Here is a 20,922-nt window from a genome sequence, read left to right as displayed (position 1 = left end):
TCTTGAACGCCCGCAATACGGCGCAGCCGACGTTCTCGCAGCCGGAGACGTCAGTCCGCGCCTAGGGGGTAGGCCATGAACGTGCCAGCGAAAACAGCCTGGCGTGGTGATCTGCTGATCGGGCCGGGTTGGGCGCGGTTTGTTGGGCGGGCGGGGCCTGCACCTTCGCTAGCGTGCGCGTCGACGCGCATCGCGGTAGCGATGTGCAGCTGGATTGGTGTGTCCTGCGGGGATACCGCCGCGCCCCGCCGCGTTCCCGGGGTTGTCGTCGCGCCCGACGCGGACCTGGCCGTCGATCCGGTCCGACTGTATGCACAGGTGATTTTCATGGATGTGCGATTCGAGATCACGCATCGCATCGTTACCCAACGAACCAACAGCGTCGATGCGATTGGGCGGGAACGCGCGGGTCATTGGCGTCGTGCGATCTACAGCCTTGCACGGGACGACGATGTGGCGCGCGTCGTGCGAACGCTGCTGCCGAACCAAGGCAGCAGTGGGGATGAATCAGCGGCTTCGTCGGAGAAGGAGACTGCAGAAGCGCTTCGCGAATGGGATCGCGCTGCCGATGTCGCTGCCGCCTGCCGGCGTGGCGCCACACTGAGTAGCGCAGTGCGCGGCAGTGGCTTTACTTCGATGCGCCAATGCCAGGCCACATTTTTGCGGTTGTTCGGATTGACGCCAGCGTTGTTGCTGGGTTTGGCCGGCCAGAGTGAGGGGTAATGCGGTGATTGGTGCGAGGACGATCCCGGGTGGCGTTGAGCGATGACGATTTTTCGCATCGAACGCACGGGTTCCAAAACAGCGCCGCGCCTCACAGTGTCGAGCAGCGAACACGTGATCCTGATCTTCGCCGTCGAAAGCGGCCAAGGACTTGGGGGCTACCGCTTGACGTGTCCGGAAAGCGGGCAGCGGCGCACCATGGAGTTCGACACAGCGCAGTTCGCGGAGGCCGGTGGCCGCGTGGCAGTGCCGCTGCGGTTCTATCGGACCGGTGAGCATTGCCTGGCGGCCGATGTCGTCTGCATCGGTGCGCGCGCCGGTTCCATGATCAAGCTGACGATGGGGCCGGTCGAAATCTACCGCTGCTATGCGAGCGCCAAGGGCGCAAGCAAAGGTATCGGGACAGCTGCAGCTTTCATCCTCGACGTGGTGTGAGCACCGCTGCATCGACGCCCTTAACGCGCTTGTAAGTCCCACGTATGCCCTCCGCCAGCAGACTGAGTTCTTCATCGTGCAAACGGTGCAGATGAGGCGGAGCTATGCCGCGCCGCACGTCGATGGCGGAGCGTGGGCGAAAGGGGAGTGACGCCCGGTGTTGAACGAAAAGCAGCTGCAGCGATGGTTTCAGCGAAGGAAGCAAAGCATGGCGATCGAGCGGGATGAACGCGTGGGGTCGCGGGCCGCAAACCTGATAGAACTCCACCGCAGCGAAGAACTGTGCCTGACGCTCGCCATCGAATGCGGTCCTGCGGTAGCCGGCTACCGGCGGACACGCGTCGCAACAGTCGAGCGAACCATGGAAGAGTTCAACGATGAGACATTTGCTGCATCGGGCGGTCGCATTGTGATTTGGCTACGTTTCCCGCGCCCGGGCTACTACGCCTTGTCGGCCGATGTAGTCTGTCCCGTAGGGCGAGCCGGCTCAATGCTCAAACTCAGTCCCGCAATACGGAACTCTGCAGGATTTTTTCCAGTGCAAAGGCCAACCCGAAGACCACAGGCGTGGTTCTCAACGTGCGGATTCTAGTGTCTTAAGCCGCACGGTCGAAGACGGCTCACGCGTGGTCAAAGGTTTCCTCCGTCGTTGTATCTCCCGGCGCCGCACGTTCCAGCTCCAAGGTGGCGTGATGCACGTCGAAGCGTCCCTTGAGCCGCGCACGCACGGTGGCCAGCAGTGCGGAATCGGCAATCTCCGTCGTGCCGTCACGCACGACGTGAGCGGTCAGAAGAGCTTTACCCGACGACACTGCCCAGACATGCAGATCGTGGACAGCAACTACGCCTGGGATGGTCCGCACTTCGGCTTCGATGTTCTCCAGAGCCATCCCCGACGGCACACCTTCCAGCAGCACATTGAGGCTGTCTTTCAGGAGCACCCAGGTTCTCGGCAACACCCAGAAACCGATCAGCACCGCGATGATCGGATCAATGAGCGTCCAGCCGGTGAACTGGATCACCGCGCCGGCCACCAGCACGCCGACCGAGCCGAGCATGTCGCTCCACACTTCAAGGTAGGCGCCTTTGACGTTGAGGCTTTTCTCGCTGCCGGCCTGGAGCAGCCGCATCGAGATGAGGTTGACGATGAGGCCCAGCGCTGCGATCACCATCATCGCCGTTGACTGGACCGGTGCTGGTGTGCGGAAGCGATCCACGGCTTCCCACAGGATGTAGAGGGCGACCAGGAAGAGCAGCACGGCGTTGAAGGCGGCGGCCAGGATTTCGAAGCGGGCATAACCAAACGTTCGCCGCCGGTCCGCCGCGCGCTTGCCGATGCGGATGGCAAGCAGCGCGATCGCCAACGCAGCCACATCAGTGAACATGTGCGCGGCATCCGACAGCAGCGCCAGGCTGTTGGTGACGATGCCACCGATGACCTCTGCGATCAGGAACGTCCCTGTCAGCACGAGCGCGATGCGCAGCGACCGTTCGGGCGCGGTCGTAATTCCGTGATCGTCAGAGTCGTCTTTGCTCGCAGTGTTCATTTGCACTCCGTGTCTTGAGCAAGGCTCTGCAGCCGTTCCAGCCGCAGCCAGCGATAGATGGCCAACTGTTGCGCCCGCTCTTGCCGTCTGACAGATGGGCCGCGAAAATCGACTAACAGACACCGTGCTTGCGAGCGCATTGCCGCCACGGCCAGGAGCAGACCATGAACCAGACCATCGCGCAGGCTTTTTCGAACGAATGGCAGGCAGCGAAGATCGCTAGAAAGGCGGGAGAGCTGGATCAAGCTTTCGCGCACCTTGAGCGTGCGCACATTCTTGGTCAGCGCCACACATGGCTGCATGTGCGCAGTCATGTCGGCATGCTGGGCATTGCGTGGCAGCGGCGGGAGGTCCGCGAAATAATCGGCCAGCTGACCCGAATCGTCGCGGCAGGGGCCTTCTCCTGCATCTGGATTCCCGAGGGAAACACGGGTGGGGCTAACGTCAGTGCCACGCAGCCGATGGTCATTCCGGACGATCTCCGCGCGATTCTTGATGCCGATCGGCGTTGATCGGTAATTCCGTAAATCGGATCCCCCCGCATCCTGCGCGGCTTCGATTTACATTGGACTTACTGATGCGTTAATTCGGTGCGACTCGGGGCGCGTGAATGCCTCCGGCGGCTGATGATCGCCTGTATACCGCTGCAGCCGATTCAGGCTGACTTTGCTTCGAGGCCATGCCGGACGGAAAACGTTCGCTGCCAGTTCGAAGCAACAGGCTCTGAAGCCCACGCAGCCTTCAAGTTCACGCCTTCTGCAATTCCTGAGTCCTCTGGAAGTAGGCTTGCGTAAGACAGTCGTATGCGTGCGTTCCTCCGGTAACGCACGAGAAAAGAAGGCTTCGCCGCCTTGCTTCTTCAGCTGAGTCACCTAGCTCACCGCTCTTGAACAGTTTGTCGAGGTACTCGGCAGACCGCAGGCCCAGCAGTCGGACAAAGTGATCGTCGTCAGGATTCCCACCGAAACCCCGTCTCACCGAGTTCAATGTACGACAAATCGCTTGCACGTCAGCCGCTTCGCTGGGATTGAGCAAGAAAGCGATCACTGCAAGAATGTGCGCGGCCAGCGTGTCTGCACCAGCAGGGAACCTCGACGACTGTGCCAACAAAATCTCGCGGAAGCAGCAAGCACCGAACCAACGCGCCGCTGCCTCACGACGTTCGTCCTTTGACACCATCAGTTCAATCAGCGTCAGTCCGATTCGATGAACGGCTGCACCCGAATCGCAACCTTCGAGAAATCTTCTAACCACTCGTGTTGTGGCTGCATCGTCTGCTTCATCATTCATTGTGTCAGTGAAGCCGTTTACTGCTGCCGCAACGTCCTCTGGCGTCAGTGGCACGCCATCTGAGTTCCATGCGGCTACCTGTAGGCGAATCAGCCGGGTGTCGGTTTTGCTCAATACGCCGACTTTCTCTGCATACGTGAGAAAGTCCCACAGTGAGTAGCAGCGTCCTGCGAGATTCCCCATCCCTTCGACGTAAACGTATGCGGCGACATCCGCTGTCAGATAGTCGTGCCGGCCGGCGACGAGTTCGGCCACGATGGCGCTGGTTTCGCGGACGGCGAAGTTCTGTGCTTCCTCGTCGAAAGATCCGGGCTGAAGAATCTGCGACTTCCTGCGTCCAATCGACACGAGAATTGCGTCCGTCAGCTCATTGGCGCCGGATCGCAGATACTCAAGACCAAGTTGACTGATGGCCTCCAACGAAACTTTAGGGATGGCTATGGCGCCCCAAAGACTAAACAACTTGTCAAACAGGTTCAGGCGCACAAAGACAGCAACCGTGGCCAAGTCGATGACGGGTGATCGGCTGACATCGCGCGACTCGATTTCTGGCGCACCGACAAGTATCTTTGACGATTGCCCGTCGTGCCTGCCGTAGAAGCAGACACTGAGAAGATCGACAACATTTGTGCAGTATGGTGCAATGCCACCGGGTCTCAGCACTAGTGGGATGAGGGAGCCAGCGCGCTCGCCGAGCTTCCGTAGTCTGTTCTGAGAAAGCACCTTGGCGTCACTGATGTCGGCGAGTTGCCTGATAGCGGCAAGCGCGTCACCGGAGCCGCCTTCGGCGCCAATGCTTCCGACTCTGAAGAACCAGGACTGCGGAAACTTCTTGGTGAAAGCGTCGATTCGTTCGTGATATTCGCTTATGCGGCTTGTCTGAACAGATTCTCCCAGGCCCAGCGACGACAGGGCAAACTGGGCGAGATAAGTTCCTTCCTCTGACTCCTCGTTACGATCGGATATTTCGCCCAGCCTGCAGACCGCTTCGAAATAGAGAGAGGGATCCAGCTTTGAATACAGAATCGCCAGGTTTCTCTGAAGCTGAAATCTGTCTTTCGGGTTCTTCGACTTGCCCAGGGCTGTCTGGATAAGCGAAACGGCGGATTTGATGTCTCCGGTTCGCAGCACAAGCTGAGAACGCAGCTTCAGGAGGTCCAGCCGGTCGGAATCCGAGAAGCTACTTAGCAGGCTTTCCGCAGCTGCAGTCTGGCCTAGTTTGTCTAGGGCGATGGCCTTGCTCAGGGCTAGGTTTTCGTCTCCAGGAAAGAGTCGCAAAGCCTGGTCGGTGAAATCAACGACCTCCTTATCTCTCTGCTCGTTGAGAAGCGCGGCGCTGTATTTCCCGCTCTCCATCTTCGTCAGTCTTCGACGCCCCTGAATGAGCTTGCCGAGAGAGAGAATCCTTTCGACGTCTTTTCGTCGTGTCGGACGAAGGTGAAGGAACAGGTTGTCCTGAATCGCTTCGTCCCCTGCACCGGCTGTGGCGGCCGTCCATAGCTCGTCCAGGTGCTCTGCAAAGGTGGCGGGATTCTTCCGCGTCAGCTCGAGGAACTTGAGTAGCGCCTTTGCGGCATCGCTACCGTTTTCAACATATGCACGAAGCCTGTTTTCCTCCGCAATCGACCCGAGTTCATAGGCGGACATCGTAGCCACAACGGCGGCCATGTCGACTAGCTTGCTATGAGGCTGGTCGATGATGTGTTCTATGCCAAGTGACACCGCTTCTTTGAAATTTCCCGCCTCTCCCGCCGCCATGATCAACCTCGCGGTGTCCTCAATGGTGCGGCCGGGCAGCTTTCGCAGGGATTCGGCTGCGGCTTCTCGCCAGCCGAGCGTTGTTGCAATCCTCGCAACTGCTTCTCGAAGCGCTCGGTTTCTGGGGCGTCGGTCAGCAAACTCATTCACCAGGTTGTAAAGTTCAGAGTCAACGCCTGTCGTCAGAGATACGACAGAAGCGCAATCCACCAGAAGTTCGGTATTGGCCGGCCAGCCATGCAGACTTGCGTCTCTCAGGGCTTCCAACGTGGTGTCTCGTAACTGCTCCACGTGCTCAATCTGAAGATCAGGGCGTCCACCGTGTTGCACGCCGTCCCGATCTCCCATGACGAGGTGGAGTAGACATCGGGCCTTCAGCAAGTTGAGGAGTCGGCGATGCTTGCTGTTTGCCGTCGAATCGATGCCTTCCTGCGCGATCGCTATGGCGGTAGTCCAGTCCTGCTGGATGGAGTGGAACATCACGCACGCCTCGCGGTGTTCGAAACCCTGCATCTGCGTGAGAATCCGTTCGGCTTCATCTCGATTTCCAGAAAGCGCATGGATCCTCACGAGTTGAAACTTGACGGCCTGGTTGTCACTGAATCTCTTCGATCGGCTGAGGGTGTCGTCGGAAACGGGTGAAGCACTCTCTGCGTTAACAATGAGCTCAGCCTCGATTTCAGCAATGAAATACTTCGCCGAATCGGGATTTGCCCGTGTTGCTGCTCGGAAATGCTCCAGTGCGAGGGGCGTATCACTGTCCAGCTGCGCGAGGACGCCAAGCTGATAGTGCAGCTCTGCCTTCGGATCATTCTCAAGTTGGTCTGGGTCTCCGATTTCGTTCGCTGTCTGCCTGGCCGCCACTGCGTTGCCATGCGATAGGTAGTCGGATATTTGCTTGATCTTCGCGGTTAGCGAATCACTCTTGGGCGACGCCCACAATGCGTCGCCAGCAAGGGCCTGATTGGTCAGCCAGCGATTGAAGTTGGTCGGAACAAGTTCGCCGAGGTTCGTGATCGCTGTCGGACTGAGTGCAGCGATCGTCCTGAGCGCCGGTATCGCGTCGGTGTTTCTCAGGTTATTGGCAATTCGATTCTGGGTCCAGAAAGCGTCCAAGTAATCAGAAATGTCAAGGCCTTTGGTCAGGGCTTGGGCCACAGGGACATGGAAAGACATTTCCTGCGGGTCGCTATTGCTGAACTCCGTTTTCCCGCCCAGTCTGTGGGCAATTTGATCGGTAATCCACGCGTAGTACATTTTTGCGCCGTCGGTTTTCTCGCCGTCCAGAACGACAAGTACCAGCATCACGGGCTGTCCGTCCTGGAAGTAGAGTTCGCAGGCTTCTTTGGTGAGTACCACTGAATAGTAGGAGTCGCCGTTCTGTCCTCTTACCTTGGCGTCCGTAGTCGATTTGAGTTGGACAGAGAACCTACCCCTGATTTCGCCAAGGCCTGTCAGCCACATCGAGACGTCGAATCCGAAGTCTCCGCCTTGCTGCGGCTCTCCCTCTTGATGCCAAGAGTCCGGATGACTCCCAGTAAAAACGCGTTTTCCAAGGCCTCCGATTTTCTGAGAAGGAGAGAGTTCAGGCCCTTTCATGACTTCACCGTGCTGTTAGGCGACATTGTGTAGCTTCGGATGCAGCCTACCATTGCATTTCGCAGTCTTGTGGCGCACTGCATGGTCCAAAAGCTTGCCGAATCGGTGCGCGATCGCTTGACTCTCCGACGTGCCACATTGCCCCTTCACCCACTGCCCCCTACCATCGTGACCATGCACTGCCGTCGCTTCCGCCGCGTTCGCGTATGGCCTGGGTCCAGACCTTCGGGCTGGATGCTGTTTGCTCGCGTCTTGATGGCGTTGATGGTCCTTCAGGCCATCAACGGGATGCCGATGCTGGTTGGCGTGTATGGGCCTGGGTCGGATCACGTCGCCGAGGCATCGTTGGGGACGCTGGCTACCCACCACGCTGCGGATGGAGTGCCGGAACACCGGCATTCGGGCGACCCGTTCCACGACCTCCTGACCATCGGGCACACGCACGCCGCCGGCGCCGTTCCACTGTTGCCGTCCTCGCCGTGGCGGCTCGTTCCGGCTGACGGGTTGGCCGAGATGCCGCGTTCCTCCGAACCGCTCCGTCCGCCGGGCGACGATCCCCGCGACTCCGTTTTTCGACCTCCCATCGCCTGAGCCGGCCCTGTTAGCGGCTTCGCGAACGCCCGACGGGCTGCGCGATCGGGTTTGAACGACTAAGCGGAAGCGGCCGCGCCGTCAGTCGGCGCGCGCCCGGGAGGTTTCGATGATCGATGTGCTCAAACACGCCACGTTCCGGCGGCTATTTCTGGCTCAAGTGCTCGCGCTGGTCGGCACCGGCCTGGCGACGGTGGCGCTCGCGCTGCTGGCCTACGACCTGGCCGGTGCCCAGGCCGGTGCCGTTCTCGGCACCGCGCTGGCCATCAAGATGACGGTATACATTCTACTTGCGCCGTTGGCTGGGGCGACCGTGCCACCCCACTGGCGAAAGCGCGCCCTGATCGCATTGGATCTCGCACGCGCCGCTGCGGCCGTGGCGCTGCCGTTCGTGAACGACATCTGGCAGATCTACCTGGTGATCGCCTTGCTGCAGTCGGCATCGGCCTGCTTCACCCCGCTATTCCAAGCCACCATCCCGAAAGTGCTGCCCGACGAACGTGACTACACGCGGGCGCTGTCGCTGTCGCGCCTGGCCTACGACCTGGAAAGCCTGCTCAGCCCGGCCTTGGCGGCGGCGCTGCTGACCGTGGTGAACTTCCATGGCCTGTTTGCCGGCACCTCGCTGGGCTTCCTCGCGTCGGCGGCCCTGGTGCTCGGCACGACGTTTCCGGTGGCGGCTGCGGCTGCGCAAGCGGGAAGCCCCTATGCGCGGGCGCTGCGGGGCATCCGCACCTACGTCCGCACGCCCCGGCTGCGCGGCCTGCTGGCCCTGAACCTGGTCGCTGCAGCGGGCGGTGCCATGGTGTTCGTCAATACCGTGGTCCTGGTGCGCACAGTACTCGGCGGCGGCGAGCGCCAAGTGGCCTGGGCGTTGGCGGCCTTCGGTGCGGGCTCGATGGCTGTAGCGCTGGTCCTGCCCAAGCTTCTGGATCGCCTGAGCGACCGGCGCATCATGCTGACGGCGGCCCTGGCCATGGCCCTCGTGCTGGCGGGCCTGACCGCCGCTTGGCAAGCCGGTCTCGCGGGCGGCTGGCTAGCCATCGGGCTGACGTGGCCGTTGCTCGGCGGGGCGTACGCCGCGCTGGTCACGCCTGGGGGCAGGTTGCTGCGGCGCTCGGCGCAGCAGAGCGACCTGCCGTTCCTGTTCGCCGCACAGTTCTCGCTGTCCCACATCTGCTGGCTGGTGGCCTACCTGCTGGCCGGCTGGGTGGGTGCACGCTTTGGACTTGGGACGGCCCTCGGGGCGCTGGCCGTGCTGGCTGCGGTAGGACTGCTCCTGGCCTGGCGCGCTTGGCCGGCCCACGATCCCGTTGTGGTGCCGCACCGGCACGAGGGGTTGCCGGAAGACGATCCGCATTGGGCGGAGCACGGTCGCACCACCCGTGGGGGGCATGCGCACGCCTTCGTCATCGACGCCCAGCACGAACGCTGGCCGCGCTGAGAAATCTCCGCCCAGGCCCAGCCTGCGGCGGAGGGCCGGCATTGATAGAGGTCGCGGCGGTAGCGGTCTTCTTCGATCAGCTGGCGCAGGCCAGCCACCGATGCAGCGAACGTGTGCCGCGAAAGAACTCCTGGCCGCGCGTGCGGGCGGCGGCGACTAGGGCTCTGGTGTAGGGATCAAGGTAACGCGTTTGCGTGGGCGGACTGCCCCGACCGCCGCCGCCACGCACTGCATTGGCTCCGGGCACGGGCGGCGCATTCGGCGAGAACGTCGCGCGCACGCTGTCGGTGGGGCTGGCCGACAGCGCGAGGCTGACCAGCCGGTGATCGGGCATCTGCCGCCGCGCTTCAGCCGCCAGCTGGGCCAGGGGCAGGGCGGGGGTGGCACGGGTTTCGACCGTGCGCACCTCGCGGTTGATCCAGGCCTGGATTAGTCCCTCGAAAGACAGCAGCGCACCGGTCGCCCCGACGATGCCGAGGACCACACCGGCCGTAATGCCGAGGAGCCAATGGGTCTGGAACAGGATTTTCTTCAGCACCGCAGCCACCCCTGGTCAAAACGGCGCCATACGTCCTGAGAACGATTCTCGCTTCAAGTCGGTCCGCCTGAGGGCCGGGCAGGGGTGCGGCGTTCCGTCTCAGGTGACTTCCAGCGATTGCGGCCGCTGCTGGCCGTCCCCTAAGATGAATGGACCATGCCCTCATCCCGTCGCCACTCCCGCACGTTCAAGGTCCGCCGTAACGCGGTGACCTTCGCGTTGGCGTGGCTGGCTCTGCTGGGACTGCTGGTGCAAAACGTGGTGGCCTCTCACGGTCACGTGCATCGTCACGCGGTGGCTGGGCTGGCTGTTTCGATGGCCGACACCGGCGAGCACGACGACGATCACGTTGACGGGCATGCCCACGAAGCCGTGGCGTCTTCCGGTGCCGACGAGCACGGTCACCGTCACAGCGGCGATCCCGAGACCGATCTGCAGAACCTCGGCCATACCCACACCGGTGGCGCTTCTCCCGGTATGCCGCCGACGTGGTCGTTCCAGGGGGCTGCGCCCGAAGTGCTGTTGCTCGCCTTGCCGGCCAACGAGCAGCCGCCCCGCGACAGCCACCCCGACACGCCGTTCCGCCCTCCCATCGCCTGATCCCTGACGTCCAGGGCCGTTTCCCTAACGGCCGTCCGGTCCGTGCGTTTGCACGGCTCGTTTTCTTCGTCAGAGGATTTCCTCGTGTCCCGTTTCCTATTCGCCGGACTTGCTTTACTGGCAGGCCCGATGCTGGCCGCTGCGGCGACCGAGCCGCGCGCGCCCGTGGCGCCGATGGCTGCGTCTCAAACCTACCCCCAACTCACCCTCGCCGACGCGATCCAGCGCGTATTGCAGGACAACCCGGCCCTGCGGGCCGCCGGCTTCTCCCTGCGGGCGCAGGACGCCCGCCGCGATCAAGCCAACCTCAAGCCGGCCTGGCACGGCACTGTTGAAGCGGAAAACTTCCTCGGCACCGGCCGCGTCAGCGGCACCAGCGGGCTGGAAGCCACGCTGCGCCTGGGCACCGTCATCGAGCGGGGCGGCAAGCGTGAGCGCCGCGTCGATCAGGTCGATGCCGACAAGGCACTACTGATGGCCGACCAGGACGTGTCCCGTCTGGACTTGCTGGCCGAAGTCGCCCGGCGCTACATCGAGGTGGCGGCCGACCAGGAGGCGCTGGCACTGACCCGCCAAGCTACGGCTCTGGCCAACCGCAGCGGCGAACTGGTCGAGCAGCGCGTGCGCGCGGCCAAGGCCGGCGAAGCCGAAGCCGGCAAGGCCCGCATCCTCGTGGCGCGAGCGACCATCGCCGAAGAACACGCCGAGCACGAGCTCAAGAGTTCACGTGTGGCATTGGCGGCCACCTGGAACGCACGCGAACCCGAGTTCAGCCGGGCCGAATCCGCGTTCTTCGACCTGCCCGAACCCGAGTCCCTGGACCGCCTGATCGAGGCGCTGGAGCGCAATCCGGATCTGGCGCGCTACGCCTCGGCGCGCCGTGTCGAAGAAGCCCGGCTGGCACTGGCCCGAGCCGCTCGCAAGCCCGATCTGACCTTCAACGCCGGTGTGCGTCGGTTGCAGGCGAGCAGCGATCAAGCCTTTGTGTTCAGCCTGTCGGTGCCGTTCGGCAGTGCGGCCCGCGCCGCACCGTATGAGCGCGAGGCGGAGTTTCGCCGCGACGCCGTCGATGCGGATGCTGAAGCGGCACGGGCGGACCTCTATCGCACGATGTATGCGCTCTACCAGGAGCTGCTGCACGCCCGCACTCAAGTCGCCTCGCTGCGCGAGAAGGTCATTCCGGAAGCCGAGCGCACGCTGAAGGCCACTGAAAAAGGCTTCGGTGCCGGCCGCTATTCCTACCTCGAACTGGTGGACGCCCAGCAGCAGCTGCTGATCGTGCGCAGCGAAGCCGTATCGGCCGCCAGCAACTATCACCTGTTGTTCGTCGAACTTGAGCGGTTGGCCGGCCGAAGCCTCGGCGTCACCGCTACGGAGGTCACCCCATGACGGTTTCCCATCGCGGTGTCGTGGCCACGCTGGCCACGTGGTTTTTCTTTGCTGCCCTGCTGCTGTGCGGTGGTGCCATAGCCGAAGGCGAAAAGCCGGCGGCGTCGGACGACTACGAGCGCGGCCCCCATCGCGGCCGCATGCTACGTGAAGGCGACTTCGCCATTGAGGTCACCATCTTCGAGACCGGCGTCCCGCCGCAATTCCGCCTCTACGCCTACGAGAAAGACAAGCCCATCGATCCGGCCCAGGTGCAGGTGACCGTCGAACTCACCCGCCTGGGTGGCCAAGTGGACCGCTTCACCTTCAAAGCCGAAGGCGATCACCTCACCGGCAGCGCCCGCGTGATCGAGCCGCATTCGTTCGACGTCAAGGTGTCGGCGAGTTACGGTGGCAAGTCGCACCAGTGGAGCTACGACTCCTACGAAGGCCGCACGCGCATCGAACCGGCGGTGGCTGAAGCCGCCGGCATCAAGACCGAACTGACCGGTCCGGCCACGATCCGCGACGAGCTCCATCTCATGGGCGTGGTCGCCATTGACGAGAACCGCCAGGCGCGCGTGAGAGCTCGTTTCCCAGGGCTGGTGCGTGAAGTGCGTGCCGGCCTTGGCGACACAGTAACGGCGGGGCAAGCCTTGGCCACGGTGGAGAGCAACGAGAGTCTGCGCGCCTATACGGTCACCTCGCCGATCGCTGGCGTTGTCACGGCGCGAAGCACCAACGCGGGTGATGTAGCCGGGGATTCGGTGCTGTTCGAGATCACCGACCTCACCCAAGTGTGGGTGGACCTGCACGCCTTCGGCACCGGCGCGAGCAAGCTGCAGCCGGGTCAGCCGGTAACGATCCGCTCGTCCTTCGGCGAGCTGGAAGCGGAAGCCACGCTGGACCGCGTGCTGCCCATCGCCGCTGCCGGCAGCCAGAGCGTGACGGCGCGCGTGCGCCTGCCCAACGACGGGCGTTGGCGACCCGGCTTGGCGGTCAGCGCCGACGTGGTCGTAGGCACGCGGGACGTGCCGCTGGCGGTGAAAGTCGCCGGCCTGCAGCGCTTCCGTGACTTCACCGTCGTGTTCACGCAGGTCGGCGGCACCTACGAGGTGCGCATGCTGGAACTTGGCGCGCGTGACGGCGAATCGGTGGAAGTGCTCGAAGGCATCGCGCCGGGCATTCCCTACGTGACCGAGCAGAGCTTCCTCATCAAGGCCGACATCGATAAATCCGGCGCGAGCCACGACCACTGAGGACACCGCCATGCTCGAATCCCTTATTCGTGCGGCCATCCGGCACCGCTGGCTGGTCGTGCTGCTGGCGCTCGGCCTTGCCGTGCTCGGCGCGTGGAACTACACGCGCCTGCCCATCGATGCCACGCCCGACATCACCAATGTTCAAGTCCAGATCAACACCGAAGGACCGGGTTATTCGCCCCTGGAGGCCGAACAGCGCCTGACCTATCCGGTGGAAACCGCTTTGTTCGGCTTGCCGAGCCTGGAATACACGCGCTCGATCTCGCGCTACGGCCTGTCGCAGGTGACCGTGGTCTTCAAGGACGGCACCAACATCTACTTCGCGCGTCAGCTCGTCGCTGAGCGCTTGCAGCAGGTGAAAAGCCAACTGCCGCCCGGCATTGAGCCGCAGATGGGTCCCATCACGACGGGCCTGGGCGAGATCTTCATGTATACGGTGGAGGCCGACCCCGATGCGAAGCGGCCCGACGGCAAGCCCTGGAGCGAGACCGATATCCGCACCCTGCAGGACTGGGTGGTGCGGCCGCAGATGCGACACCTCGAAGGTGTCACCGAGGTCAACACCATCGGCGGCTACACGAGGCAGATCCACGTCACGCCCGATCCGGCCAAGCTCGTCGCGCTTGATCTGGATCTGCGCGACGTGCTCGATGCAGTCGCCCAGGACAACGCCAACGTGGGCGCCGGCTACATCGAACGGCTGGGCGAGCAATACCTGATCCGCGTGCCGGGCCAGGTGACGGACCTCGACGGCGTGCGCAACATCGTGGTGACCCGTCGCGACGGCCTGCCCATTCGCGTCGGCGACGTTGCCACGGTCAACGACGGCCACGAACTGCGCACGGGGGCGGCCACCGAGAACGGCCGCGAAGTCGTGCTGGGCACCGTGTTCATGCTGGTCGGTGAGAACAGCCGCGCAGTCTCGCAGCGTGCAGCGACCAAGCTGCAGGAAGTCAACAAGGGTCTGCCCGATGGCGTGAAGGCGCAAGCCATCTACGATCGGACGGCGCTCGTAGATCGCACCATCGCTACGGTGCAAAAGAGCCTGCTCGAAGGCGCATTGCTCGTCATCGTCGTGCTGTTCCTGCTGCTCGGCAACATCCGCGCGGCGCTGATCACGGCGGCGGTGATTCCGCTGGCGATGCTCATGACCATCACCGGCATGGTGCAGAACAAGATCTCGGGCAACCTCATGAGCCTGGGCGCGCTGGATTTCGGCCTCATCGTCGACGGCGCGGTCATCATCGTCGAGAACTGCCTGCGTCGATTCGGTGAGGCGCAGCACCGACTTGGGCGTTTGCTCACGCGTGACGAGCGCTTCGAACTCGCTGCGACCTCGACCACGGAAGTCATCAAGCCCAGTCTGTTCGGCGTGTTCATCATCACGGCCGTCTATCTGCCGATCTTCGCGCTCACCGGTGTGGAAGGGAAAATGTTCCATCCGATGGCCTACACCGTCGTGATCGCGCTGGTGGCCGCAATGGCCCTCTCGCTGACCCTGGTGCCCGCATCGGTGGCGTTGTTCGTAACCGGCCGCGTCGCCGAGCACGAGAACCGCGTGGTGCTGGGCATCAAGCGGGTTTATGAGCCCTTGCTGGATCTGGTGATTCGCTGGCGTCTGGCTGTTGTGGCCGGTGCCGTGGTGCTGACCGTGGCCAGTGGGTTGCTCGCGACGCGCCTGGGCTCGGAGTTCATTCCGAACCTGGATGAGGGCGACATCGCGCTGCATGCATTGCGCATTCCCGGCACCAGCCTGAGCCAGGCCATCGGCATGCAGACGGCGCTGGAAGCGCGCATCAAGCAGTTTCCCGAAGTGGACAAAGTCATTGCGAAAATCGGCACCGCCGAAGTGGCGACCGATCCGATGCCGCCGTCGGTGGCCGACACCTTCATCCTCATGAAGGACCGCAAGGACTGGCCCGACCCACGCAAACCCAAAGCGCAACTCGTGGCCGAGCTGGAGAAGGCCGTCAAGGCCATCCCCGGTAACAACTACGAGTTCACCCAACCGATCCAGATGCGCATGAACGAACTCATTGCTGGCGTGCGCAGCGATGTGGCCATCAAGGTCTATGGTGACGATCTCGATCAGTTGCTGGCATTGGGCAAGGTGGTCGAAGGCGTGGCCAAGACCGTGCCCGGCGCGGCGGACGTGAAGCTGGAACAGATCACCGGCCTGCCGGTGCTGTCCATCACGCCCAACCGCACCGCGCTGGCGCGCTACGGCGTGAAGCTGGCCGATCTGCAGCAGACCGTGTCCATCGCGCTAGGCGGCGAGAAAGCAGGGCAACTGTTCGATGGAGATCGGCGCTTCGACATCGTGGTGCGCTTGCCGGAAAACGTGCGCACCGATATCGAACGCCTGAGTGCCTTGCCGGTGCCGCTGCCCGACGACGATAGCCGCGACGAGTCCGCACCGGTGCCCACCGGCAAGCGCGTGAGCTACGTGCCACTGGGCGAGGTAGCCACCATCGAGGTGGCGTTGGGGCCGAACCAGGTCAGTCGCGAGAACGGCAAGCGCCGTGTGGTGGTGACGGCCAACGTGCGCGGGCGTGACCTCGGCGGCTTCGTCGAGGATCTGCGCGCTCAAGTTGGCGAGAAGTTGTCGTTGCCCGAAGGCTACTGGGTCCAATACGGCGGCACGTTCGAGCAGTTGATCTCGGCGAGCAATCGCCTGCAGTTGGTCGTGCCGATCGTGCTGCTGCTGATCTTCGGCCTGCTGTTCATGGCGTTTGGTTCCGGCAAGGACGCGGTCGTGGTGTTCAGCGGTGTGCCACTCGCGCTCACCGGGGGGGTGTTGGCCCTATGGCTGCGTGACATTCCGTTCTCGATCTCGGCCGGCATCGGTTTCATCGCGTTGTCCGGCGTGGCGGTCTTGAACGGTGTGGTGATGATCAGCTTCATCGCCTCGCTGCGCGCGGCCGGCGATCGCCTCGACGATGCGATCCGCGACGGTGCACTGATTCGCCTGCGCCCTGTGCTGATGACGGCACTCGTGGCCTCGCTGGGCTTCGTGCCGATGGCGCTCAACGTGGGCACCGGTGCGGAAGTGCAGCGCCCGCTCGCCACCGTTGTCATCGGCGGCATCGTTTCGTCCACCTTGCTGACATTGCTGGTGCTGCCCGCGCTCTACCGCCTGCTGCATCGCGAAGGCGACGCACTTCCTGCCGATCCGAATCCTTCCCGACCTGGAGTGACTGCATGATCCCAGCTGTTTCCCTTAGCCCTGGCGCGCTCGCGCGCCAGGGCTTTCCCGGAGGAATGAAGACGCTCGCGCGTCATGTGTTCCCCTGGCTCAGCGCCCTCGTGATGCTGCTCCTGTCGTCTGCAGCTTTCGCCCACGGCGTGGCCGGTGACGACAAGGCCTTCATCGAGAACAGCACGGGTGCGCGCATCCTGCCGTTCGTCTACCTCGGCGCCAAGCACATGGTCACCGGCTACGACCATCTGCTGTTCCTGTTTGGCGTGATCTTCTTCCTGTATCGGATGCGCGAGGTCGGTATCTACGTGACGCTGTTCGCCGTCGGCCACAGCGTCACGCTGCTCTACGGTGTGCTCAGCGGTACGCACGTCAATCCATATCTGGTGGACGCCATCATCGGTCTGTCGGTGGTCTACAAGGGCCTGGATAACCTCGGTGCGTTCCAGCGTTTCTTCGGGGTCCAGCCCAACACCAAGGCCGCCGTGCTGATTTTTGGCTTTTTCCACGGTTTCGGCTTGGCCACTAAGCTGCAGGAGTTCACGCTGTCGGGCGATGGTCTCGTGACCAACATCCTGGCTTTCAACGTCGGCGTAGAACTGGGCCAGCTCATCGCGCTCGGCGGCATCCTCATCGCCATCAGTTTCTGGCGCCGCACGCCGGCGTTTCAGCGCCAGGCCTTCGCCGCCAACGCCGTGCTCATGACCGCCGGCTTCGTCCTCATCGGCCACCAGCTTGCCGGCTACTTCACCTCCTGAGATCCGACACATGACGTTCAACACTATCCTCAATCCGCTGCCGACGCGGCGTAAACTCGTCCAGGCCACATTGATCGCGATGGCGGTCGCCGCCGTCATCCTCGTAACCACCGTGTTGCCCGCTGAGCACAACATCGATCCGACCGGCATCGGCCGCAAGCTCGGCCTGCTCGGCATGAGTGCCGGCGCCCCGCCGCCCAAGACCGTTGCACCGGCGCCCGCTGTAGCTGCGGGCGCAGCGCCTGCGGTGCCGGCTAACCTCGTCAGCAACGCGTATGTGATCCAGATCGCCACGCCGTTCCGCACGGGCGAGATGCAGGTCACGCTCGCGCCGGACCAGGGCGCCGAAATCAAGGCGCGCATGCGCAAGGGCGAGCACTACACCTTCAGTTGGTCGACCGGTGCCGGTCCGGTGGAGTTCGACATGCACGGCGAGGAAATCAACGCCGCCAAAGACGTCTTTACCAGCTACTGGCAGGCAGATGCCGCCTCCGCAGCCGGGACATTCACTGCGCCGTTCGAAGGCACGCACGGCTGGTATTGGCACAACAACGGCACCGCGCCGGTCACGGTCACCGTGACCGTGAGTGGCTTCTACAGCGAGCTGTTCCGACCCTGAGCTGACCCACGGCACCGCCCGTCCGCCGGCAGGCGGTGCTTTTTCTATAGCGGCGAGATTTCTAGGAGAAAATCATGAACACCCGTTTGCTCATTGCCGCCCTGTTGGCGGCTGCCGCTTTTCCGGCGCTCGCCCACGACCCGGCTGCTCACCGCCGCGCCGCTGCGGCACCGGCCGAATGTGCCCAGTTCCAGGGCAAGGATCCGGCCACCATCGACCTCAAGGAGCCGGCAGTGAAGGCCGCGCACGACAAGTGCGAAGCGGCCAAGAAAGCAGCAAAGGCGAAGGCCGACGAGGCGGTCAAGGCCGAGCACGAGCACTGAGCCACCTACCGCCGGGCGTGATCGCGCCCGGCGGTGACGGCTTTGGCGCAGCTCAGCCATGCACAGCATCGGTCGAAAACAGGAAATTCGTGGGATTACCACGGCAAGTCGAGCTAGCGGGGCGCATAGTGTTCGTGGCGGCAGCGGTTGCCGCCGCCACGTCTTGCCGGTTACCGCCGCAATGGCAGCGCAAAAGCGAGCAGGGCACCGATAGCCGTGCAGCTCAAGGCGACGATCCACAGCACCACGCTGGCCCGCCTGATGGGCGTGCAATGCTGAGCCAACTTCGGGTCGGCTGGACACAGCAGCCGGCGCGTGCGCCACAGCACTAGGCCCGATGCAGCGAGCATTGCAGCCGACACACCGAACACCCACGCTTGTGCGCCGACATCCAGACTAGGGCAGGCGCAGCGGACACCAGCCCAGCGAGCGCTGCCCCGGCGCCCAGTGCCACCATGACAGCTGGCTATACGCAGCAAACCACAGTGCCGCCGCGGGTCACTAAAGCCGCGAGACTCAGGCCCACGTTGCGCCGCAGTGCCGCCGAGGGCTCGACGGCCTTAGCTATGAGGCTTCGCCTCCGCTTTCATGGAACGACGGACGGAAATTCATCGCTCGCGAAACGTCTTCGATCAGCGCATTTGCGGTCGCCACCGTCAGGCACCCGACAACTGGGACCGTGCGGCCGTCCGCCTCCAACTCCAGCTGAAATGAGATCGGGACGTATGCCTCGGCATCAGCGAGATGTCGTGCTGCACCGGCGGCGGCCAGTCCACCTGCTACACCATTGCCACCGACGAAAATTCCAGTGCCCGCTGTCTGCACATTCCGGCAGATCAAACGGCGAATTCGTCGCACTTCGATGAGGCGACCGTTGCGCAATCGGATGCCGTGCAGACCCACAGAAAATGTGCCCGCAGGTGCACGGCGGCTGCGAAACTTGGACAATGAACCGGCGCGGCTGAAGACGTAGGAGCCTGCCAAAATGAAGCCCATGACGATCCCGACAATGACCGCCGGGAGCAAACCTTTGTACATCCCCGAAGCGGCGTAACCGCCCATAAATGTACCGATCGGCAGCAACAACCACGGGGCAGTGGTGCCCTTCGCGCCGACTACGTTGAACTGAGTCCAGCCATCCGCCGTGGGCGTAGCGACATACGAACTCTCATGAATGCTGGCACGGGGCCGGCTCGCGACTGCGGCGTTCATTGGCTACTCCCCTTGATGATCGTGAGCAGGACGGCGATACCAAGGCGGCCCTGGTTGCGCTGAAAGCTACGATAAACGTAGTATCGTGTACAAGCGAAAACTACGACTCTCGTAGGCTCCCGTTCAGTCTGGTCGGAGCATGCGGAAGTCGTCGCCCAAAGCAGTTTTCTGCGCACGGCTGAAAGCTGCGCGCACGGGTGCGCGCATGTCGCAGAAGGACCTCGGGATTGCAGCAGGACTGGATGAGTTCGTGGCCAGCACGCGTATTAACCGGTATGAAACCGGTGTGCATGAGCCTGACCTCGAGACGGCTGGGCGCCTCGCGCAAGCCTTGGGTGTTCCGTTGGCTTATCTGTTCGCCGATGACGATCGCCAAGCGCGTTTGCTTCTGGCCTTCGCTGCGTTGTCCAAGGGGCGACAAGATGCCTTTCTCGCCGAGATTGAGCGAGCGGTGGACACGTAGACCTCGCTATCGCAGTGCGGGGCATCCATCTCAACGTAAGCGGATGTATCGAGCGCGACCTCACAAGCTGAAGCGCACGGAAATGTTGCGGCTAGTTCCTTTGCTGCGCCGTACGTCTGCGTACGCGCGCAATCAGGCGGGTCGTCCGCGCGTAGGAACGTGAGCGTGCCTGGCAATTTTTAGCTAGCAAGTAAGAGCCTAAAAAGTCAGCATACGAGCAAGCAGTCGGCAGTGTTCCTTCGGAAGGCTAATGCTGCCGAGCTGCCACACGGACAGATGGCGTCGGCGCGGGGCAGGCCGTTCATGGTTCCAGTACGCTAGGCGCGGAACTTGCTCAGCGACTGGCGACTGTTGGCGTAGCAGTACGTTTTTGGCGAACGGGGGCTTTTTGACGTCATGGCGGGAATTTCTTGCCTCCCTGGGGAAGTCGATCGGACTATGGGTTAGCCGCGCCGACCGTTCTGGGATGGTGGCCGGCTCGGATGCCGTGATCACGTTTGGCGCGAATTCGCGTTTTACACAGAAGCAGCTACCTCGGTCAGCACCGTGCTTCGTTGCAGCGCGAGGCGGGTGACTCGCCCGTCACATACGGCGATGCACCTCGGGGTGCGAGAAGCAGCGTCGTTGCGGCAGTCAATGCGGTCGGGAGCTACAGGGGACATCATGGGAACTGCCGTGGGAACGCGATTCCGTCGTGCGCTGCTGGGCGCCTGCTGCTGGCTGCTGTCCGGCACCGCGCTGGCCCAGGCCAACAGCGTGCCGCCGCCGGGTGCCAGCTGCGTCGTCACCGCCGGCAACCGCAACGCCCCGTTGGCCGCCGACGGCAGCTACATCGTGTTCGGCATTCCCGGTTCCCTCGGCGCAATCCGCGCCCGCGCCGTTTGTTCCGACGGTTCCCTGGGCCAGAGCGCCGCCGGCTTCACCGACCCGCTGCAGGACGCCCAGGTTGAACTTGGCCCCATCCAGTTCGGCCAGTTCACACCGTCGCCGCAGGGTTTGAGCCTCAGCGCGCCGCAGCGGCAGCTCGACGCCGGCGCCGAGTCCCAGCTCAAGGCCACGGCCGTGGCTGCCGACGGCTCCGAGCACGACGTCACGCCGCGCAGCGAAGGCACGGTCTACGCCCTGTCCAGCGCGTTGCTCGCCTCGGTCACGGAAAACGGTCGCGTCACCATCCACGCCGATTTCGCCCCCGG

The 20,922-nt window shown here is 63.2% G+C and carries 18 protein-coding genes; 14 read left to right on the top strand and 4 right to left on the bottom strand.

Annotated elements, in window-relative coordinates; all coding sequences use genetic code 11:
- The first annotated feature begins 75 nt into the window (after positions 1-75).
- Both DFR29_RS07470 and DFR29_RS07465 read left to right on the top strand, forming a co-directional pair.
- The gene (locus DFR29_RS07470; RefSeq protein ID WP_133817967.1) at positions 76-723 is read left to right on the top strand and encodes a hypothetical protein; all 648 of its coding nucleotides are present in this window, start codon (positions 76-78) and stop codon (positions 721-723) included.
- Between the two features lie 42 nt (positions 724-765).
- Entirely contained in the window at positions 766-1,158 is a 393-nt protein-coding gene (locus DFR29_RS07465) for a hypothetical protein (protein WP_133817966.1), read from the top strand.
- A 620-nt stretch (positions 1,159-1,778) separates the two neighbouring features.
- On the opposite strand, the gene DFR29_RS07460 is transcribed toward DFR29_RS07465, so the two are convergent.
- On the bottom strand, positions 1,779-2,705 hold the full coding sequence (locus DFR29_RS07460; RefSeq protein WP_133817965.1) for a cation diffusion facilitator family transporter: 927 nt from the start codon (positions 2,703-2,705) through the stop codon (positions 1,779-1,781).
- Positions 2,706-2,869: 164 nt separating this feature from the next.
- Here DFR29_RS07460 and DFR29_RS07455 point away from each other — a divergent pair, with 164 nt between their 5' ends.
- Complete coding sequence (locus DFR29_RS07455; protein ID WP_133817964.1) at positions 2,870-3,217, top strand: DUF3703 domain-containing protein; 348 nt, start codon at positions 2,870-2,872, stop codon at positions 3,215-3,217.
- 235 nt (positions 3,218-3,452) lie between these two features.
- On the opposite strand, the gene DFR29_RS07450 is transcribed toward DFR29_RS07455, so the two are convergent.
- Positions 3,453-7,352 carry a DUF4365 domain-containing protein gene (locus DFR29_RS07450; RefSeq protein ID WP_133817963.1) on the bottom strand — a complete coding sequence of 1,300 codons (3,900 nt, stop codon included), beginning with the start codon at positions 7,350-7,352 and terminating at the stop codon, positions 3,453-3,455.
- A 255-nt stretch (positions 7,353-7,607) separates the two neighbouring features.
- Between DFR29_RS07450 and DFR29_RS07445 the strand changes: the two genes are divergently transcribed.
- Positions 7,608-7,943 carry a hypothetical protein gene (locus tag DFR29_RS07445; RefSeq protein ID WP_133817962.1) on the top strand — a complete coding sequence of 112 codons (336 nt, stop codon included), beginning with the start codon at positions 7,608-7,610 and terminating at the stop codon, positions 7,941-7,943.
- A gap of 109 nt (positions 7,944-8,052) precedes the next feature.
- On the top strand, positions 8,053-9,387 hold the full coding sequence (locus tag DFR29_RS07440; protein WP_133817961.1) for an MFS transporter: 1,335 nt from the start codon (positions 8,053-8,055) through the stop codon (positions 9,385-9,387).
- A gap of 76 nt (positions 9,388-9,463) precedes the next feature.
- Here DFR29_RS07440 and DFR29_RS07435 read toward each other — a convergent pair whose 3' ends face one another.
- Positions 9,464-9,925, bottom strand: coding sequence for a PepSY-associated TM helix domain-containing protein (locus DFR29_RS07435; RefSeq protein ID WP_133817960.1), 462 nt, complete (start codon positions 9,923-9,925; stop codon positions 9,464-9,466).
- 156 nt (positions 9,926-10,081) lie between these two features.
- On the opposite strand from DFR29_RS07435, the gene DFR29_RS07430 reads away from it, so the two are divergent.
- The 7 genes from DFR29_RS07430 (at position 10,082) to DFR29_RS07400 (ending at position 18,054) form a co-directional block, all read left to right on the top strand.
- Positions 10,082-10,525 (top strand): hypothetical protein, encoded by a 444-nt coding sequence (locus DFR29_RS07430; protein ID WP_133817959.1) that lies wholly within the window; start codon positions 10,082-10,084, stop codon positions 10,523-10,525.
- An 84-nt stretch (positions 10,526-10,609) separates the two neighbouring features.
- Positions 10,610-11,914, top strand: coding sequence for a TolC family protein (locus DFR29_RS07425; protein ID WP_133817958.1), 1,305 nt, complete (start codon positions 10,610-10,612; stop codon positions 11,912-11,914).
- A complete protein-coding gene (locus DFR29_RS07420; RefSeq protein ID WP_133817957.1) occupies positions 11,911-13,152 on the top strand; it encodes an efflux RND transporter periplasmic adaptor subunit in 1,242 nt (413 codons plus the stop codon). Before DFR29_RS07425 ends, DFR29_RS07420 begins: the two co-directional genes overlap by 4 nt.
- Positions 13,153-13,162: 10 nt before the next feature.
- Entirely contained in the window at positions 13,163-16,360 is a 3,198-nt protein-coding gene (locus tag DFR29_RS07415; protein WP_133817956.1) for an efflux RND transporter permease subunit, read from the top strand.
- 56 nt (positions 16,361-16,416) lie between these two features.
- Positions 16,417-17,112, top strand: coding sequence for a HupE/UreJ family protein (locus DFR29_RS07410; RefSeq protein WP_133818322.1), 696 nt, complete (start codon positions 16,417-16,419; stop codon positions 17,110-17,112).
- Positions 17,090-17,731, top strand: a complete 642-nt coding sequence (locus DFR29_RS29970; RefSeq protein WP_243745985.1) for a hypothetical protein — start codon at positions 17,090-17,092, stop codon at positions 17,729-17,731. The genes DFR29_RS07410 and DFR29_RS29970 overlap by 23 nt, the downstream gene beginning before the upstream one ends.
- A gap of 74 nt (positions 17,732-17,805) precedes the next feature.
- Complete coding sequence (locus DFR29_RS07400; protein WP_133817954.1) at positions 17,806-18,054, top strand: hypothetical protein; 249 nt, start codon at positions 17,806-17,808, stop codon at positions 18,052-18,054.
- A gap of 564 nt (positions 18,055-18,618) precedes the next feature.
- On the opposite strand, the gene DFR29_RS07390 is transcribed toward DFR29_RS07400, so the two are convergent.
- Positions 18,619-19,266 carry a hypothetical protein gene (locus DFR29_RS07390; protein ID WP_133817953.1) on the bottom strand — a complete coding sequence of 216 codons (648 nt, stop codon included), beginning with the start codon at positions 19,264-19,266 and terminating at the stop codon, positions 18,619-18,621.
- A gap of 139 nt (positions 19,267-19,405) precedes the next feature.
- On the opposite strand from DFR29_RS07390, the gene DFR29_RS07385 reads away from it, so the two are divergent.
- Positions 19,406-19,729, top strand: a complete 324-nt coding sequence (locus DFR29_RS07385) for a helix-turn-helix domain-containing protein (RefSeq protein ID WP_133817952.1) — start codon at positions 19,406-19,408, stop codon at positions 19,727-19,729.
- A 675-nt stretch (positions 19,730-20,404) separates the two neighbouring features.
- On the top strand, positions 20,405-20,922 hold a 518-nt coding region (locus DFR29_RS07380), incomplete at its 3' end, for a hypothetical protein (RefSeq protein WP_208113533.1).

The organism is Tahibacter aquaticus, from assembly GCF_004363655.1.
GTDB lineage: Bacteria > Pseudomonadota > Gammaproteobacteria > Xanthomonadales > Rhodanobacteraceae > Tahibacter > Tahibacter aquaticus.
The sequence above is the reverse complement of the archived record's forward strand: the minus strand, read 5'-3'. Positions and strand labels throughout refer to the sequence as shown.

Excerpts from the sequence above, each read along its gene's own strand:
- DFR29_RS07385 (WP_133817952.1), top strand. The coding sequence starts at position 19,406 with ATGCGGAAGTCGTCGCCCAAAGCAGTTTTCTGCGCACGGCTGAAAGCT.
- DFR29_RS07445 (WP_133817962.1), top strand. The coding sequence starts at position 7,608 with ATGGCGTTGATGGTCCTTCAGGCCATCAACGGGATGCCGATGCTGGTT.
- DFR29_RS07415 (WP_133817956.1), top strand. The coding sequence starts at position 13,163 with ATGCTCGAATCCCTTATTCGTGCGGCCATCCGGCACCGCTGGCTGGTC.
- DFR29_RS07400 (WP_133817954.1), top strand. The coding sequence starts at position 17,806 with ATGAACACCCGTTTGCTCATTGCCGCCCTGTTGGCGGCTGCCGCTTTT.
- DFR29_RS07470 (WP_133817967.1), top strand. The coding sequence starts at position 76 with ATGAACGTGCCAGCGAAAACAGCCTGGCGTGGTGATCTGCTGATCGGG.
- DFR29_RS07455 (WP_133817964.1), top strand. The coding sequence starts at position 2,870 with ATGAACCAGACCATCGCGCAGGCTTTTTCGAACGAATGGCAGGCAGCG.
- DFR29_RS07430 (WP_133817959.1), top strand. The coding sequence starts at position 10,082 with ATGCCCTCATCCCGTCGCCACTCCCGCACGTTCAAGGTCCGCCGTAAC.
- DFR29_RS07450 (WP_133817963.1), bottom strand. The coding sequence starts at position 7,352 with ATGAAAGGGCCTGAACTCTCTCCTTCTCAGAAAATCGGAGGCCTTGGA.
- DFR29_RS07465 (WP_133817966.1), top strand. The coding sequence starts at position 766 with ATGACGATTTTTCGCATCGAACGCACGGGTTCCAAAACAGCGCCGCGC.
- DFR29_RS07390 (WP_133817953.1), bottom strand. The coding sequence starts at position 19,266 with ATGAACGCCGCAGTCGCGAGCCGGCCCCGTGCCAGCATTCATGAGAGT.
- DFR29_RS07460 (WP_133817965.1), bottom strand. The coding sequence starts at position 2,705 with ATGAACACTGCGAGCAAAGACGACTCTGACGATCACGGAATTACGACC.
- DFR29_RS07440 (WP_133817961.1), top strand. The coding sequence starts at position 8,053 with ATGATCGATGTGCTCAAACACGCCACGTTCCGGCGGCTATTTCTGGCT.
- DFR29_RS07410 (WP_133818322.1), top strand. The coding sequence starts at position 16,417 with ATGAAGACGCTCGCGCGTCATGTGTTCCCCTGGCTCAGCGCCCTCGTG.
- DFR29_RS07420 (WP_133817957.1), top strand. The coding sequence starts at position 11,911 with ATGACGGTTTCCCATCGCGGTGTCGTGGCCACGCTGGCCACGTGGTTT.